The following is a 16,650-nucleotide window of genomic DNA, read 5'->3' as shown; positions in this document are numbered from 1 at the left end:
TACTTGGGCCTCTACCACGATTTTACTGATTGAATACTTAAATTGGCACATGCCTTCATTCTTCGATACCAGTATCGAATTTCTTAAAGGAGTTGGTCCGCAAAAAGCTGCCCTGATCGGTAAAGAACTTGGCTTGTTTACTTATGGGGACTTAATCCAACATTACCCTTTTCGGTATGAGGATCGAACCAAATTCCAGAAAATATCAGAGGTACATGCTGACATGCCCTTTGTGCAAATGAAGGGTCGAATCACAAAGCTTGATACCGTTGGTGAGCTTAGAAAGAAACGCCTCGTTGCTCGCTTTTCTGATGATACTGGAGAAATTGAATTGGTTTGGTTTAAAGGCATACCCTGGGTGAGTAAAAAGCTTAGGCTTGGGGTAGACTATGTGGTATTTGGTAAACCGGCTGCTTTTGGAAGAAAAATCAATGTCGCCCATCCCGAAATAGAAGTCCTTACCACTCAAAATGAGAAAACTTCTTTTCTACAACCTGTATATCATACTTCCGAAAAGATGAAGGCCAAGTTTCTGGATAGTAAGGCACTTTCCAAGTTGGTTCGCCAAGTGATGGTGCTTGCAGAACGCCACATCTATGAAACACTGCCACAACAACTCAGCGACCAGTTCGGCTTAATCGAAAAACACTTCGCCCTATGGCATATTCATTTCCCTTCCAATAGTGAGCTGCTACAAAAGGCCATTTTTCGATTAAAGTTTGAAGAGCTCTTCTTTATTCAACTGAAACTATTGACTCTGAAGGTCTCTCGAGTGGAGAAATTTAAGGGACAGGTTTTTAGAGATTCAAGCCTACTTACTACATTCTACAACGACCACTTACCCTTCGACCTAACAAACGCCCAAAAGCGAGTAATTAAGGAGATTTACCAAGACATGAAGTCTGGTCGTCAGATGAATCGCTTGCTTCAAGGTGATGTAGGTTCTGGTAAGACCATTGTGGCATTTATCTGCATGCTATTGGTTGTTAGCTCTGGCAGCCAAGCCTCTATGATGGCCCCTACAGAAATACTGGCCGATCAGCACTACGAGGGGCTCAAAGAATACGCGGATAAGCTCAATATCGGGATAGCTAAGCTCACTGGTTCGTCAAAGACTAAAGAGAGAAGAGTTATACATGAGGGCTTACTTTCAGGCGAAATCAAAATTCTGGTAGGTACTCATGCCTTAATCGAAGACACCGTTCAATTTAAAAACCTTGGCCTTGCCATCATCGATGAGCAGCATCGTTTTGGTGTAGCGCAACGTGCCAAGCTCTGGAATAAAAACGTGAGCCTATTTCCGCATATTTTGGTAATGACGGCCACGCCAATCCCTCGAACACTTGCCATGACGTTATACGGGGATCTTGATGTATCGATTATTGATGAGATGCCTGCTGGCCGAAAGCCAATCAAAACGCTTCATCAATACGATGCCAAGCGCCTTGAAGTCTTCGGTTTTATGAAAAAAGAGATTGCCAAGGGAAGGCAGGTTTACGTGGTCTACCCCTTGATTGAAGAGTCTTCAAAGCTCGACTTAAAGGACCTCATGGATGGCTATGAAAGCATAGCCCGAGCCTTTCCTGAAAACCACATCAGCATTGTCCATGGTAAAATGAAACCTCAGGATAAGGACTTCGAAATGCAACGTTTTGTGAAACATGAGACACAAATCATGGTGGCGACAACAGTGATTGAAGTTGGTGTTAATGTACCGAACGCATCCGTAATGGTGATTGAAAATGCCGAGCGTTTTGGACTAGCCCAATTACACCAATTACGAGGAAGGGTAGGTCGTGGTGCAGATCAATCCTACTGCGTGCTGATGACCGACTACAAGCTGAGTAAGGAAGCCCGAACAAGGCTAGAAACGATGGTACGCACCAACAACGGTTTCGAGATTGCTGATGTAGACTTAAAACTCCGTGGTCCGGGTGACATTACAGGCACACAGCAAAGTGGCGTACTTGATATGCTGATAGCCGATATCGCCAAAGACACTAAAATTCTTCAGGTTGCGAGAAATGCAGCCAGTGACTTGCTGGATGAAGACCCAGAGTTGTCCAAGCCAGAGAATGGCAATATCCTCAGGCACATTAAGTCCCTAAAAAAAACAGCCGTAAACTGGGGAAGAATCTCCTAAGCTACAGACGCCACAAATAGCTGGCCTTAAAGAAGAATCCACTGAAGGTCTGTAAGTAGTTATCAGCAGGTACATATTGACGGCCATCCCATTGCGTTCTCTCCAGTACAGTGCCATAGCCAAGGTGCACGACCGTGCCCGGAATGTAGGTGAAGGAGGCCAAGAAGTTGGGGCTCCACACCTTTGAAAGGCTATTGTATTGACCGATCGCTCTGAAAAACAAATACTGGTTGGCTTGATACACCAAACGACCACGAAGTATATGGAGATCATAATACTTAACATCCGTGGCCTCACTGTAAAGCGACACAAAATTGTGGGACAGCTGAAAGTTAAATTTATCGGAGGCTTGATAATCGATGAAGTTTCTAATGCGCTTACCATAACCCTGTTCAGCCGATTGATAGAAAATACCATTGTCCCAATCATAATTAGTGCTTACGCGAAGCCTTTTGTTTAATTGAGAACTTGCCGAAAGGCTTATTGACCCATCTCTAAATTCAACGCCCTGAAATATTTCAGAAGAACGATCGGCAGAAATACTCAATCTCGTATTCTTGGGTAGATTGGCCGCTATAGATCCATAAAGCACGCTCTCATTCAAGCCGCTTGGTTTGTCTTTGGTGATAGATCCATAGAGGGTAAAATCCCATCTTTGAACCAAACTCTCTTTGGGAAATAACTTGGGAGAAACAGACCCCGACAGCCTTGTGATTCCTGTTCTCGTTATAAATCCTACCTGAGATTGAAAGTCCTGAGCAATATCTTCGATATTAATATTACCACTAAAGCTTCTCGTGTTTCTGGCAATCCTAAATGCCATTGAATTATTGCTTGTGGCATTGCTGCTTTTATCTACTTGGGTAGTTGAGTTTAAGAAATTACCACTCACTACATTGGCCTCGTTAAATCGATATTGACCATCGAAGCCAAGCACAGAATTGAAACCTCCATTCCTAGACCTTCGGGTGCCAATGAAGCCCAGATAGCTGTCTTGAGTAAAAGAACGCATATATCTGATGATCCCTACATCGGCTGTCTCATCTTCAGAATAATCAGCAAGGGATTGATCTGCCCTATCCAGCGCATAGATTGTCGAAATGATATTCTTATCTCCAATCTTCCCCGTTAGCTTCGTGGCGCCTCTTGGTGATACAATGGTCCTTGTATTCACCACCTGCCTCACTGGTGAGAACATAGAGGTAGCAGCAAAATTAAAGTTCTGACTTCCTTCCAAAAAGAAAGGTCTGCGTTCGGGGTAGTTGACCGCAAAGCGCTGGTTTACCTCCACTTGCTGAGCGTCCGATTCCACCTGGCTGAAATCTGGGTTAAGGGTCGCATCTAAAACAAGTTCTGATGTAAGGCCAATTTTGGCCGTAAGGCTTGGTTCAAAATTATCTTCACTAACGGACCGCCCTTCTTCTTGGACAGTATTATTACTATACGTGATGGCAGGCAGCAGTTCTAACAATGTATACTTTCTAACACCTGAATAGTTCAAGGGCATCATTTGGGTAAGAAATGCGAACCCTTTTTCAGGATCTAATGCCGGATAAGAAACCTGAGTAGAAAGTCTGGAAATTCTTCTTTCAAAAATTACGCCCATTTCTACATCGCCATCATCATCGCTATATCGAATACTTTTAAAAGGGATCTTGATTTCTACGTTGTAGCCTTCGTCATCAATTTTTGCAGCGCTGTACCATATCAGGTCCACACCAATATCTTCCGACCCCGCAGCAAACTGGGTGTCCATTTGAATACCATTAGGGTTTACATAAAGACCTAACAAAGATTGACCACCATTAAAGGTGTCTAGGTTGATGCATATCCAGTCATCAGCCCTAATCCTGTCTCTTGCAGCAATAGATGTCTTGATTAGATTAGGCTCGTCAAAACACTTAATCGCGAAATACAGATTCTCTGAGTCGTGCGCTACATAAGCAATCGTCTTGTAGGGTATGTCCTTGCTAAAATCTGGGACGAAAGTTTTAAAACCAGTCACTTGAGGACTCTTCAACCAGATATCATCGTCCAGAATGCCATCAATTTCTGGAGGAACATCTGTTTTGACTGATTTGACCTGTGCTTTGACTGACTGTGCTAAAAGTAAAGTGCAAACAGTCAAAAGCATTATTGAGTAATACTTCAACCTTAAAAAATTTTGACAAAATTAAGGGTCTCGACAGACAAAACGTAACCACTTGCATATTTTAGTCAGCATTAATACAATCATACGAACTCAAGTCATTTAACTTCGTTAAGCTTAGACATGAATCTTATGAAAGCCTTTTATACATCCATTCTCATTCTGACTGCCTTTAGTATTTCAGCCCAAGACTTAAAAGTCACCTACATCGCTAATGAAGGTGTGCTTTTAGAGGGAGGGGGAAGTAAGGCTATAATAGATGCCTTGTTTGATGATTTTTACAAGGACTACCTGAGTCCAAGCGAAGCAACCGTGAAGCAAATGATGGAATCGAGCAGCCCTTTTGATCAAGTAAATCTGATCCTGACGACTCACTTTCATAGAGATCACTTCGAGGCAAACCTAACAGGCAACTTTCTCAAGAACCATCGGGAAACAAGGCTCTTAAGTTCTGAACAAGTAAAGGGGGAGCTAGAGTCCAAGTATGTAGATTATTCGCAGATCACATCACAGATAAAAGCCCATAAACGTGGGGTTCAGACTTTGGAAGACAATATCAATGGCCTGAAAGTTTACTCTTTTTTCATCAACCATGCTGGTGGTGAGCGCACAGCCCATATAGAAAACATGGGGTTCATCATTGAGATTAGTGGCAAGCGCGTGCTTCACTTGGGTGATGCAGATATGAACCCCGAAAGGTTCAAGGAGGTAGACTTAACAAAGTACAATATTGATGTGGCCTTAGTGCCCTATTGGTATATGAGCAGCGAGGAAGGAATGGATATTATCAACAATCACATTAAGGCTAAGCACCTAATCGGAATTCACTATCCGAAAGCTCCATCAGCATCCGCTTTGGAAGCCATCAAAGAGAACTATCCAAAGGCAACGGTTTTCCAGAAAACACTCACTGAAGTTCAATACTGACAGAACCAACCTTTGTCTCTATGACCTAGGGAATCAAACTTTTCTTTTTGAAGGCGAAGCATTTCAATTACCTCATTAACACGTCTACTTCGAGCAAACGCCTTTGTTTTGGATTCTAATTTTCTCACCCTTCTCCATTTACCAATCGATGAGCGATCGTCTATTACATAGACAATAAGTTTTTTATAAAACCAGAAAAGTCGCTTGATTCTGAAGTCACAAATCTTATCTGGTGACAAACTGGAAAATTGAAATTCTTTTCGAAAGAAGTCATCTAAGCTTGCTCTCTCCCAAGCAAATGACAATGACTGTTGTGTGGATGTATTTGAGGTGAAATTCATTGTTCGACTAATGAATACTAAAGGTATTCAGAAGCGAGATAACCTACATGAAATCAGAGTAGACAAACTGTCGACAATGGATTACTCTCCATCAAACCACTTCTTAAAGGCATTCACCTTCTCGCGGCTTACAATGATCTCACGGTCAAATTCCATATTGAGAATGATCTTCAATCTGCTGTTTGAGTAAACCAAAACGTCTTTAATCGCATTGATCTCAATGATAAAGGTTCGATTCACCCTGAAGAATGTCTGTGGATCGAGCATTTCTTCCAGTGTCTCTAACTTATAATCGATGATAAGCCTTCGGCCTTGATCTGTTACGATATATGCGTTCCTACCTTCGGCATAGAAGAGCTCGATTTGGTCAGTGGTCACAGACTTTATGTGCTCCCCGATCTTCACCATAAAACGGGTCTTATACTCTCTCTTGCTCAGCATTTGTAGCGCACTCTGCAGATCAATTACTGAAGTGGCTTCAGACTGTCCGGGCTCCGAAAGTCTAGTTTTCAGGTTTTTGAATTTATCCAAGCTTTCAGTCAAAGCTTCGAAAGTGATGGGCTTGAGCAGATAGTCAATTCCGTTGGCCTTAAAGGCTTCAATGGCGTATTCATTATACGCTGTCGTAAAAATCACCGGAATATCGAGTTGAACCTCTTTGAAGATGTCAAAGCTCAGACCATCGGTAAGTTGGATGTCCATCAATAGAAGGTCGGCATTGCCATCGGTATTCACCCAATTGACAGTTTCCTTGACACTCATCGCTCGACCGACTATCTCTATGCTTTCGTCATAGCGATGTAAGAACCTCTCGATTTTCTCTGCTGCGGGTATTTCGTCCTCTATGATAAATACTCTCATACGTTCTCTTTAATGTCTAGCAATGGCAGTTTAATAAAAGTGTCACCATAGGCCTTAATCTGAATCACGGGTTTGTCTGTGAAAAAGGCAAAGGCTTCATGAAGGTTCTGGTAGCGATTTTTAATGTACTTATTATTACTCAGTTTGTCATTCTCTTTGTGTTGGATGACAAGGTAGTCGTCTTCTGCAGCACAATCAATCACTAAGTTCATAGGCTGCCATGGAGAAATAATACTACCATTGATCATACAATCCAAAACCATGGGTATGGTATTAGGCACCATAAATTTCCCAGTGGCGAATTTCTCGTTCTTTATCTCCAATGAGATCTGCTCCGGGAACTTCTCTTTAAATAGATAAATGAGGTTTTTCGAAGCCCTAAGTTCCTCATCCAAGGAAACCACCTCTTTCTTTCTATTATCCAGAATGTAGCGGTAAACAATAGCAAGTCGGTCGACAAAGTCCTCTGCCTTATCAAGGTTGTGATGTACCAATGAAATGAGTGTCTCTAAACTCTGAAATAGCAAGTCTGGATTGATTTCATTATTAAAAATCTCTAACTGATGTTCGAGGTTCTGTCGCTTCAAATCTTCCTTCTTTAACTCAGAGTCGTTCTTAATAGAAAGCAAATGAATACTGAGAAAAAACAGCGTATAGAGCATAGAACTGACACTGTAGGTAATAACGATGGTATAAAGAGTGGTGGCGTAAGAAGAAAAATACTGGAAGTCTTCAAAATATCTGAAGTAAGCATCGACAGTAAAGAAGTTAATCACTGCTCCGGTCAGCAAACTGGCACCAAAAAGCAGCACAATGCTCGAAGTCTTTCTCAAATCCTCCTGAAACCTTCTCTCAAACAGAACGATCACAAAACGAACAGATTCTGAAGTGAGAAAAGCCAATGCTGCGCATAACATTAGTTCATCATTCAGAATAGTCTCTGAGAGTTGACCAAGGTTATTGTTGATCATTAGGATCAGCAAATACATCATGATCCCATAGATGGGCGGAACCATCAGACGGAAAATTGGCTGACTTAATAGATTCCTTTTCATGACGTGATCATTGGGAGTTTAACTTCGAAATAATCATCGTCCGAAAGCTCAATGTTCTTAGATGTAAAGAAGGCATATCGCTTTCTAATATTCTCTAGACCAACCCTATGGCTTGCGGTTTTCGAAGGAGAACCTGTCTTGTTGTTCAAAACAATCACCTCATCTTCCGTAGCTCGGATGTTGACTTTGAGCGGATTGTCATTGCTAATGATATTGTGCTTCACAGCATTCTCAACCAACAACTGTAAGGTCAAGGGTGGGATAGATCGATCATGGTACTGGCTGTCAATTTCAATCCTTAAATCGACCGCAGCTGCATATCGAATATTCAAAAGATAACCGTAATCCTTTAGTGCCTCTATCTCTTCCCTGATGGTTACAACTTTTGCTTCCTTAGTATAAAGCACATAGTTAAAGGTGTCGGCTAGATTCCTTATAAAGTTTTCGGCCACGTGCGGATCGCGATACACCAAAGAAGAAATGGTGTTCATACTATTGAACAGGTAGTGTGGACTAAGCTGACTTTTTAGTGCCTCAAACTGTAGTTCCAGTTGCTTTCTTTCGGCACGAAGTTTTCTGATTTGGCCAACAGAGTATTCATTGTAACTGAAGGTGTTGAACTCAACCAAGGTCACCACAAACATGGTGAGAAAGCAGAGCACGATCAGTTTGATTTCGATCTGTCGAATGAACATATCTTCAGCAAACATCTCGTAGGTAACTATCCCAGTCAAGTTTGCCAACCAACCCATCATAAGTAAAAGGCCACCTAGAAATGTAAAGTCAAGTGCAAAGCCGGCCATGAAGCGACCGAAGATATGCCTGCGCCAGGGAATCCGCTGATTCAGCCACTGATTGATATAGAATATTCCAAAACCAGTAAGTGTCGAAGCGATAAATGTGAAGGCATAAATATTGAAGTGCCTCGACAAATTGGGCAATACGTCATACTCTCCATAAAAAAGATAAAAGAGAAAGAGTAAGCCGATGATTGTAAAAAGTAGCAGCCTAAGCAGCTTGGCCATAACAGCGAGTTTGGATGAAGATAATAAATACGACTCCCAAATTTCTAGGGGAGAGAGAATTTATAAGGAAGTAAAAACAACAGCCCCCGGAGCGGAGGCTGTTGGTTGGATAGAAAACATTAGTCTACACAACGGGCTACTCGACCGTAGTAAGTGTCAGACCTAATTCCTTTTGCTACTCTTTTAAACTGAGACTTGACAGTGTCATCCGCATCTTGAACAGCATTACAAGCACCTTTCAAAACTTCAGATTTGTAGTAATCAGACCCAATTGAGTCCGCAACTTTTAAGATGCTCACTAAGTGATCCTTTTTCAAGTTTCTTTCCTTCAATACATTTTTAAGAATATTCACTTTGTAGTGATCTGAATCAATATCTGCAACGCGACTCAGTACTTTTGCATACGCATCTGAATCCAAGTCTTGATCTTTCAATACTTTGATCAAAATCTGGCTTGCATAGTGATCAGAACCAATGTCATTTACTGTATTCAGGATATTATCGAAATACTTTGAAGAGATGGCCTGATTATCAAATAGGTCGTTGATAATTACATTTCTGTAATGATCCGAATCCATATACTCTAACTTATTCATTACAGCCTCCACCACTTTGTCAGACACCTGGCGAGAGTTCAACATAGACTTAAAGGTCTCTGTAGTATAGTGGTCTGAGTCGATATTAGATACAGCATCCATCAAATTCTCAAAAGCTTTGTCAGAAAGGTTTGGACGATCCAAGGCCTTCTTTAAAACGATAGTAGCATAGTGATCAGAGTCAATATCTGCAGCAGACTTAACGATTTGATCTATTAGATTATCACTTAGGTCTCTACGCTTTAACAGGTCTTGAAAAACATTCGTTTTATAATGATCAGAGTCCATAATCTCGGCAGCAGAAAGCACTTTAATGGTAGCAGCTTCGCTCAAATCTTCTTTCATTGCTCTCTTCAAAATGATGGATACATAGTGATCTGAATCCATACGATCGATGGCGTTCAAGAAAGCTTCTGTAGTCTTCTCATTTTTGAAAAACTTGTCACTGTGATCTTTGAATACTTCAGTGATATAGTGATCTGAATCCAATTCTCTTGGCACATAGGCCGCCAGCTTTTCAAGCTCGTTGTCATTTAAATCTTTCTCATCCAAAAGCACCTTCAGATAGATCTGGCTGACATAATCGCCTCTGATTGCACTAATTTCTTTTAGTACACCGTCAAGGCCTCCTTCTTTATAAAATCTGTTTACTCGAGATTCTGCACCGATTCCGGTAGTTCTGATAACCTCAAGTAGCATATCAGCCAAGAATTCCTCGGCCTCTTTGCCCCACTCTTCTTTTCTTCTACCTACTCTGTATTCGTACTCTACAGTACCATCAGAATTAGGCTCTGCTAAAATTTCTCTTCTCTTACCGAAAGAAGTCTTTCTAATAAAGAGGTATCCTCCTCTTGAAATTGATTTTATCGACTTATCGTCATCAGCGAACTCGATATCACCATCATACTCTACATTAAGTCTTTGCGACCCTGAGTTATGTGTAATCGTGCGAGCACCATTTCTAGATGACGAAATTGTTGTTGAGTTCCTTTGGGCCTGTGCATCGTTGACCAATGTGAAAATCGCTAGTAAGGCGATCGCCACTCCCATAATTATACTTTTGTTCTTCATACTTTGAGCTTTCATAATCGTAATGTTTTTGTTGTCTGCCTCAGGCTTTTGGTGGGCGACCAACCCACCACCTGAAACTTGAGTTTTTGATCTTCGGCAAATCCGCTTTGTTGTTATTGGCGGATTGACAATACAATGATGAAAAGAATGAATACAACAAAAAACCCAAGTGAAATGAACTGTAATCTTTCTGGACTGAACTGTAGAAACAGTGTCAAAATAAGTTTTGAGCATAAAAAAAGGCCATCTCAATAGACGGCCTCTTGCTATAGTTTAAAACCTTATTCATACCGCATCGACTGAATTGGGTTAGCCATGGCTGCCTTTGCCGTTTGAATGCCTACCGTTATCATAGATACAGCAAATGTTCCTAATAAAGCCACCACAAAGACCAATACTCCTATATCCGTTTGATAGGCAAAGTCGGAAAGCCATAGGTTCAACCCATAAACTGCCACTGGGACCGAAACGATAAAGGCCAACAAGACCATTCTTGTAAAGGAAGTGGATAATAGTCTGACAATGCCGAATACTGAAGAGCCCAGCACTTTACGAATGCCTATTTCCTTGGTTCTTTGAGTAGTCATCAACGAAGAGAGACCAAGCAGTCCTAATGAGGCTATAATAATGGCAACAACAGAAAAAGCCCCTATTGCCCCTGTTAGTCGATCCTCCTGTTCGTAGAGCTGTTCAAACTGATCGTCTAGAAAGTAATAATCGAAAGGAACATTAGGCAGAGCAGACTGCCAGGTGGTTCTGGCCAACTCAATGGCATCTTGGCTACGCCCTTCTTGAACACGTGCCACGGTAAAGCCGTGAATACCATTGGTCGGTCTTCGGTAATAATGAATCACCGGAGCCACTTCATTCGCTAGCGATTGGTAATTATAGTTTTCTGAAACCGCAATTACCTTCATTTTCCTACTTCCAAAATTCAGATATTTTTCATCAATATCTGTCCAGCCAAAAGCATCCATTGCCGCTTGGTTTACAATGGCAGAGCCCGTTCTGTCTTGTTCACTGTCTGGCAAGAAGTTTCGGCCTTGCTTAAGGTTAATCTGAAAATTCGAGAAGAAATTATGGTCTACGTAGGTAAACCTCATTCTCAGTCTTTGATCAGGCGTGAACCCATCGGGAACGACAAAAGTAAATCGACCAGGAAAATTGCCGGGCAATGATGAGGTAGCATTCAATGAAGTGATAGCGCTATGGTTTCTCAGGGTATTTCTAAAGTTGGTCAGTTGATCTGCACCTTCTTCCTCATTTGGAAAGTCACTAAGGCTAATGGGCAGTACCATCAGGTTTGCTTTGTTAAAAGACATGTCTTTATTCTTCATAAAGTTTACCTGCTTCCTAATAACCAGTGTTCCAACAATCAGGAGGATTGAAAAAACGAATTGTAATACCACCAGACCATTTCGAACCAATTTTCCCAGTGGGCGTGCTTTCAAAACCTTCCCTTTAAGTGAGTCGACACTTTTTAGTGATGTCAAATACAGTGCTGGATATAGTCCGGAAGAGAATCCGATAAAAAGACCAATCCCTATCAGCAAGCCAAGTTGGAGTGGGTTTTCTATTAAATTGAGAGTCAACTCCACGTTATAAAACTCATTAAAGCTTGGCAGCAATAATGAGGCAAGAATAATCCCGAATGTCAATGAGAAGAAGGTGATTGTCAATGACTCGATGAGGTATTGAGCTATCATTTGTCCCCTCAATGCTCCCAGTACTTTGCGCATTCCAGCCTCCTTAGCTCGCTCCATAGATCTGGCCGTGGCAAGGTTCATGAAATTGATGGAGGCAATTGTCAAGATGACTATGGCCACTGTCAAAAGAATGTAGGCATACTGCCTGTTTTCATTGAAACGATCATAGACATCCAACAAGTTTAGTAGTCTAAAATTGGTATTAGAGGCCGTTTCCTCGTTCCAAATTTTCGTGATAAAGTCTTCAAATCGACTCTCAAGGGCTTCGATATCCGTTCCTGGCTGGAGCAATAAATAGGTCTCCATAAATGACGAATTCCAATTGCCTGCAATGCCTTCGTACTGCGGATGACTTTGAATAGGTATGACCACCTCGGGTTGAAGCCTTGTGTTATAAGGTATCTCCCCTAAGATTCCGGTTACGATATACTGGTTATCTAAGGATTCTGCGTTGATAGTCTTTCCCATGGGGTCTTCACCGGGAAAAAGACGATCGGCCACTTCTTGACTGATTACAATTGCATTAATGTTATTCAAAACAGACTCCCGACTTCCTTCTTTAAGTGAATAGTCAAAGAGGGTGAAAAAAGAAGGATCGGTTAAAGTCACATCTTCTAAAAACCTCTTGTCACCGACACTTAACCACAGAGGATTACTTGTTAATCGAGTTCCTCCCAACACCTCACTGTAATCGGCCTGAAGCGCCTCCAATGTCGGTGCCCAGGTGTCATAAGTATCCTGTGTACCGGTAGGTGTAACGCGCTCCTTATAGAGAAGCTGAATCTGTTCAGCTTGGCTGTGCATTTTATCATAACTGAGCTCACTTTGAGCATAAAGCAAAATCAGAGTGGCAGCAGCAATGCCTACTGTTAAACCAAAGATGTTAATGAAAGAATATCCCTTATGCCTTATAAGGCTCCTTAGGGCGATTTTAAAGTAGTTTTTGAGCATGACCGTATAGTTTGAGTTAACGAGCAATGTAAGTGATTACATAATCACCTATCAAATAGGATGACACCAATCGGCATAAGGTTACAGTCAAAAGTCTGATCAATGGATTGAACCGTAAAGCGGATCTTCCTAACTTGATCGAAAATCAAGCATTATGAAAATCAAGCACTTCTTCTTTCTCCTGGCAATGATCACCATTGGGTTTGTGGGTTGTAATACCGCTACTGAGAGCAATACTGAGACCGTATATGGCAACCCTGCTGCCGAAGGATTCAATAATAGTGGCTCTGATGCTAAGGCCATCGCCATTGCAGATGAGGTAATGGAAGCCATGGGCGGAAGAAAGGCATGGGACGATACGCGCCATATCTGCTGGAACTTCTTCGGTAGACGTGAGCTGATTTGGGACAAGTGGACAGGCAATGTTAGAATCGATTCCGGTGAGTCTACCTTTTTGATTAACATCAATAATGATACAGGGAAAGTGTTCCGTGGTGGAGACGAAGTTCAAGTCAGTGCCGATTCAATGCAAGTGTTAGTCAATAGAGGCAAAAGCATCTGGATCAATGACTCCTACTGGCTCGTAATGCCTTACAAGCTTAAAGATTCTGGTGTAACGCTTAAGTATGTAGGAGAAGAAGCCACCGAAGACGGTAGAGTTGCGGATAAACTGAACCTAACATTTGAGGGTGTTGGAAGAACTCCTCAAAACATGTATTACGTCTGGGTTGACAAAGAAACAAAGCTCGTCAGCCAATGGGCTTATTATCCTAACACATCAACAGAGAAGGCACAATTCATAAACCCTTGGATTGAGTACGCCAAATATGAAGACATTATGCTTTCAGGCAGCAGAGGCCGAGGTAAAATGGAAGACATTATGGTTTTTGATGAGTTACCAGAAAGTGTTTATACCTCTCCTGCAAAACCAGATCTTAAACCAGCCGCAACTTCAGAATGAAGAAGCTCTTTTCACTAGCCATCGTTCTTCTCCTAATTGCTTGTAGTAGCAAAAAGCAAGAAGAAAAGGAGGTTGCATTAGCACCTGCTTGGGAGCCACAAACTTCAAATACTGAGGCCAGCCTTAGAGGGCTATCTGCCGTATCGGACCAAGTAGCCTGGGCCAGTGGCAGTGGTGGCACAGTCATTCGCACGGTTGACGGTGGTGCAACCTGGACTGATGTAAGCATTCCCGGTCAGGAAAATATTGATTTCAGAGATGTTGAAGGCTTTGATGCCAATACGGCCATCGTTCTTAGTGCTGGCTTGCCTGCACTCATCTTCAAGACCACCGATGGTGGCCAAACCTGGGAACAGAAATACTTCAGTGATATAGAAGGTACTTTTTACGATGCTATGGATTTCTGGAATGACCAAGAGGGTATTGCTTTTGGCGATGCTATTGATAGTCGATTACTGATCCTTAAAACTTCGGATGGTGGTGAAACATGGAATGAATTGCCTTTCGAACAAAGACCTGTATCAAAACCCAACCAAGGAGGCTTCGCAGCAAGCGGAACTTGCCTGAGGACGAATGGTGAAAGTAACGTATACATCGGTTTAGGTGGGCCAGAAGCCAGTCTCTTCTACTCTTTTGATAAAGGAGAAACATGGTCCAAAACCATCACCCCCCTCCAGTCTGGTGAACCAACCCAAGGTATTTTCTCTATTGACTTTAAAAGTGAGGAAGAAGGCTTAATGGTAGGCGGAGACTATCGTGGAGACTCGCTCACCAGAATAAATGCTGCCTATACTACTGATAAAGGAGAGAGCTGGTTTCCCGTGATGGCTGACTTAAGCCCTAGCGGCTATAGATCTGGCATTGCTGTCTTCGATGAAACCCTCATCTTGGCTGTTGGCCGCGAAAGCTGTGACTACTACCGTGTTGGAGACGATGCTTATACTCCAATGGAAGGACAATATTATGCCGTATCCGTGAGCAAACAAGGCAAATCAGCCTGGACTTCAGGACCAAGCGGTAGTGTTGCGAAGTTGGTTTTCAAGTAGATTACAGCCCAAATAAGTGCTCATTAAGTCGCTTGAGTGCCCGTTCTTTATTGGCACTGTCGGTAAGCAATGAGATATTATGTCGGCTTCCACCATAGGAGATCATTCGGATAGGAATATCCGTTAGTGATTCGAAAATCTTATTCACAATTCCCTTTTGCTCAGCTACGAAATTGCCAACGACACAAATAATCGTCTGATCCTTATCGATTTCTACCTGGCCAAATTGACTCAACTCGTCCGTGATCTTCTCAAGGTTTTCGTCTTCGTCAATCGTAACTGAAACCGCTACCTCTGAAGTGGTAATCATATCGATCGGTGTTCGGTATTTTTCAAAAATCTCGAAGATCTTTCTCAAGAAACCATAAGCCAGCAACATACGTGTCGACTTGACCTTAATGGCCGTAATTCCATCTTTTGCTGCTAAGGCTTTTACATCTGCAGAAATAGTCGTTTTGCTGATGACCGTGCCTTTGGCATCGGGCTGCATGGTATTCAAAAGCTTTACAGGAATTCCATACTTCTGGGCTGGCCAAATGGAAGCTGGGTGCAGAATTTTTGCTCCAAAGTATGCCAACTCAGCCGCTTCATCGAAGGACAGCTCCGCGATCGGATAGGTTTTATCCACCACCCGAGGGTCATTGTTGTGCATACCATCGATGTCCGTCCAAATCTGGATTTCATCTGCTCTCGCTGCAGCACCAATCAAAGAGGCAGTATAATCACTCCCTCCTCGATGTAGGTTATCAATTTCTCCCTTATAATTCTTACAGATGTAACCTTGAGTAATCAGTAAAGGGACGTCCTTATACTCCTTAAGCTTTTCCTTCAACCTTTCGGCAATGAGGTCAAGGTCAGGCTCTTCTTCCTCGTTTGTACGCATAAACTCCAGTGCCGGTAATAATGCCGCGTTGATACCTGACTCTTGTAGATATAACGTGAAAAGTTTAGTAGACATCAGCTCTCCTTGAGCCAGAATATCTCTATTGAGTGCCTCGTTAAAAGAGATTTTCAAAGTGATACCAAAGAACTCAAAATGCTCTTCAATGATTGCCTGCGCTTCTTCTTGCTTATCCTCTGTAGTTAACAGCTCTTTAATAAACCCATTGTAATGGGTTCGAAGCATATCAATTTTGTCTTTCGCTGATCCTTTATCATCTGCTGCAAGCGATTCACCAATACCGACTAAGGCATTGGTCGTTCCCGAAAGGGCCGACAACACCACAATCTTAGATTCATCATTACGCGTGATGATTTCTGCAACAGATTTCATACGGTCAGGCCTCCCAACAGAGGTGCCGCCAAACTTCAATACTTGCATGGTCTACCTAATTAGAAGCCTAACATTTTGATCGCGGTAATGGCAGCCTCGTCTCCCTTATTACCATGTTTTCCGCCTGCCCTATCTAGAGCCTGTTTCTGGGTGTTCGGTGTGAGTACACCAAAGATCACCGGCTTATCATACTTCAATGACACATTAGTGATGCCATGTGCCACTGCATCACAAATAAAATCGAAATGTTTGGTCTCGCCCTGAACCACACAACCAATACAAATCACTGCATCAATTGCTTCTTCCTTGGCCATCCATTGAGCACCAAGAGACAGTTCGAAACTTCCCGGCACACTCTTTCTCACAATGTTAGCCTTCTTGGCTCCATGGCTTACCAAAGTTTCAAAGGCACCTTGATAAAGAGCTTCTGTAACTTCTTCATTCCATTCAGACACCACTATCGCGAAAGTGCTTTCGCTTATGTCTTTAACATTCTTACTTGTGTAATCGCTGAGGTTTTTTACGCTTGATGCCATAGTTCTATA

13 protein-coding genes are annotated in these 16,650 nt (G+C 42.3%); 4 read left to right on the top strand and 9 right to left on the bottom strand.

Annotation, left to right across the window (positions count from 1 at the left end; all coding sequences use genetic code 11):
- Positions 1-49: 49 nt before the first annotated feature.
- Positions 50-2,143, top strand: coding sequence for an ATP-dependent DNA helicase RecG (recG, locus tag J4E76_RS15180; RefSeq protein ID WP_208505620.1), 2,094 nt, complete (start codon positions 50-52; stop codon positions 2,141-2,143).
- Position 2,144: 1 nt separating this feature from the next.
- On the opposite strand, the gene J4E76_RS15175 is transcribed toward recG, so the two are convergent.
- Complete coding sequence (locus J4E76_RS15175; protein WP_208505618.1) at positions 2,145-4,295, bottom strand: carbohydrate binding family 9 domain-containing protein; 2,151 nt, start codon at positions 4,293-4,295, stop codon at positions 2,145-2,147.
- A gap of 129 nt (positions 4,296-4,424) precedes the next feature.
- Here J4E76_RS15175 and J4E76_RS15170 point away from each other — a divergent pair, with 129 nt between their 5' ends.
- Entirely contained in the window at positions 4,425-5,219 is a 795-nt protein-coding gene (locus tag J4E76_RS15170) for an MBL fold metallo-hydrolase (protein WP_208505616.1), read from the top strand.
- On the opposite strand, the gene J4E76_RS15165 is transcribed toward J4E76_RS15170, so the two are convergent.
- The 6 genes from J4E76_RS15165 to J4E76_RS15140 all read right to left on the bottom strand — a co-directional run bounded on the left by J4E76_RS15165 (position 5,210) and on the right by J4E76_RS15140 (position 12,825).
- Entirely contained in the window at positions 5,210-5,560 is a 351-nt protein-coding gene (locus J4E76_RS15165) for a hypothetical protein (RefSeq protein ID WP_208505614.1), read from the bottom strand. The genes J4E76_RS15170 and J4E76_RS15165 overlap by 10 nt on opposite strands.
- Before the next feature lie 81 nt (positions 5,561-5,641).
- Positions 5,642-6,421, bottom strand: a complete 780-nt coding sequence (locus J4E76_RS15160; protein WP_208505612.1) for a LytTR family DNA-binding domain-containing protein — start codon at positions 6,419-6,421, stop codon at positions 5,642-5,644.
- Positions 6,418-7,476: a histidine kinase gene (locus tag J4E76_RS15155; protein ID WP_208505610.1), complete on the bottom strand. Its 1,059-nt coding sequence runs from the start codon at positions 7,474-7,476 to the stop codon at positions 6,418-6,420. Before J4E76_RS15155 ends, J4E76_RS15160 begins: the two co-directional genes overlap by 4 nt.
- Positions 7,473-8,501: a sensor histidine kinase gene (locus J4E76_RS15150; RefSeq protein ID WP_208505608.1), complete on the bottom strand. Its 1,029-nt coding sequence runs from the start codon at positions 8,499-8,501 to the stop codon at positions 7,473-7,475. The genes J4E76_RS15155 and J4E76_RS15150 overlap by 4 nt, the downstream gene beginning before the upstream one ends.
- Before the next feature lie 119 nt (positions 8,502-8,620).
- Positions 8,621-10,183: a hypothetical protein gene (locus J4E76_RS15145; protein WP_208505606.1), complete on the bottom strand. Its 1,563-nt coding sequence runs from the start codon at positions 10,181-10,183 to the stop codon at positions 8,621-8,623.
- Between the two features lie 266 nt (positions 10,184-10,449).
- Complete coding sequence (locus tag J4E76_RS15140; RefSeq protein ID WP_208505604.1) at positions 10,450-12,825, bottom strand: ABC transporter permease; 2,376 nt, start codon at positions 12,823-12,825, stop codon at positions 10,450-10,452.
- Positions 12,826-12,979: 154 nt separating this feature from the next.
- On the opposite strand from J4E76_RS15140, the gene J4E76_RS15135 reads away from it, so the two are divergent.
- On the top strand, positions 12,980-13,786 hold the full coding sequence (locus tag J4E76_RS15135) for a hypothetical protein (RefSeq protein WP_208505603.1): 807 nt from the start codon (positions 12,980-12,982) through the stop codon (positions 13,784-13,786).
- Positions 13,783-14,832 carry a YCF48-related protein gene (locus J4E76_RS15130; protein ID WP_208505601.1) on the top strand — a complete coding sequence of 350 codons (1,050 nt, stop codon included), beginning with the start codon at positions 13,783-13,785 and terminating at the stop codon, positions 14,830-14,832. Before J4E76_RS15135 ends, J4E76_RS15130 begins: the two co-directional genes overlap by 4 nt.
- A 1-nt stretch (position 14,833) precedes the next feature.
- On the opposite strand, the gene J4E76_RS15125 is transcribed toward J4E76_RS15130, so the two are convergent.
- Both J4E76_RS15125 and ribH read right to left on the bottom strand, forming a co-directional pair.
- The gene (locus tag J4E76_RS15125) at positions 14,834-16,153 is read right to left on the bottom strand and encodes an aspartate kinase (RefSeq protein WP_208505599.1); all 1,320 of its coding nucleotides are present in this window, start codon (positions 16,151-16,153) and stop codon (positions 14,834-14,836) included.
- Positions 16,154-16,164: 11 nt separating this feature from the next.
- Complete coding sequence (gene ribH, locus J4E76_RS15120) at positions 16,165-16,641, bottom strand: 6,7-dimethyl-8-ribityllumazine synthase (protein WP_208505597.1); 477 nt, start codon at positions 16,639-16,641, stop codon at positions 16,165-16,167.
- Positions 16,642-16,650: the final 9 nt, after the last annotated feature.

The organism is Roseivirga sp. E12, from assembly GCF_017592825.1.
In the GTDB taxonomy this organism is placed as follows: domain Bacteria; phylum Bacteroidota; class Bacteroidia; order Cytophagales; family Cyclobacteriaceae; genus Roseivirga.
Note: the sequence above shows the minus strand (reverse complement) of the source record. Positions and strands in the feature narration are given on the sequence as shown.

Bases quoted from the DNA above. Each gene is read 5' to 3' on its own strand.
- J4E76_RS15125 (WP_208505599.1), bottom strand. From the start codon at position 16,153: ATGCAAGTATTGAAGTTTGGCGGCACCTCTGTTGGGAGGCCTGACCGT.
- J4E76_RS15155 (WP_208505610.1), bottom strand. From the start codon at position 7,476: ATGAAAAGGAATCTATTAAGTCAGCCAATTTTCCGTCTGATGGTTCCG.
- J4E76_RS15130 (WP_208505601.1), top strand. From the start codon at position 13,783: ATGAAGAAGCTCTTTTCACTAGCCATCGTTCTTCTCCTAATTGCTTGT.
- J4E76_RS15160 (WP_208505612.1), bottom strand. From the start codon at position 6,421: ATGAGAGTATTTATCATAGAGGACGAAATACCCGCAGCAGAGAAAATC.
- J4E76_RS15145 (WP_208505606.1), bottom strand. From the start codon at position 10,183: ATGAAAGCTCAAAGTATGAAGAACAAAAGTATAATTATGGGAGTGGCG.
- ribH (WP_208505597.1), bottom strand. From the start codon at position 16,641: ATGGCATCAAGCGTAAAAAACCTCAGCGATTACACAAGTAAGAATGTT.
- J4E76_RS15135 (WP_208505603.1), top strand. From the start codon at position 12,980: ATGAAAATCAAGCACTTCTTCTTTCTCCTGGCAATGATCACCATTGGG.
- J4E76_RS15150 (WP_208505608.1), bottom strand. From the start codon at position 8,501: ATGGCCAAGCTGCTTAGGCTGCTACTTTTTACAATCATCGGCTTACTC.
- recG (WP_208505620.1), top strand. From the start codon at position 50: ATGCCTTCATTCTTCGATACCAGTATCGAATTTCTTAAAGGAGTTGGT.
- J4E76_RS15170 (WP_208505616.1), top strand. From the start codon at position 4,425: ATGAAAGCCTTTTATACATCCATTCTCATTCTGACTGCCTTTAGTATT.
- J4E76_RS15140 (WP_208505604.1), bottom strand. From the start codon at position 12,825: ATGCTCAAAAACTACTTTAAAATCGCCCTAAGGAGCCTTATAAGGCAT.
- J4E76_RS15165 (WP_208505614.1), bottom strand. From the start codon at position 5,560: ATGAATTTCACCTCAAATACATCCACACAACAGTCATTGTCATTTGCT.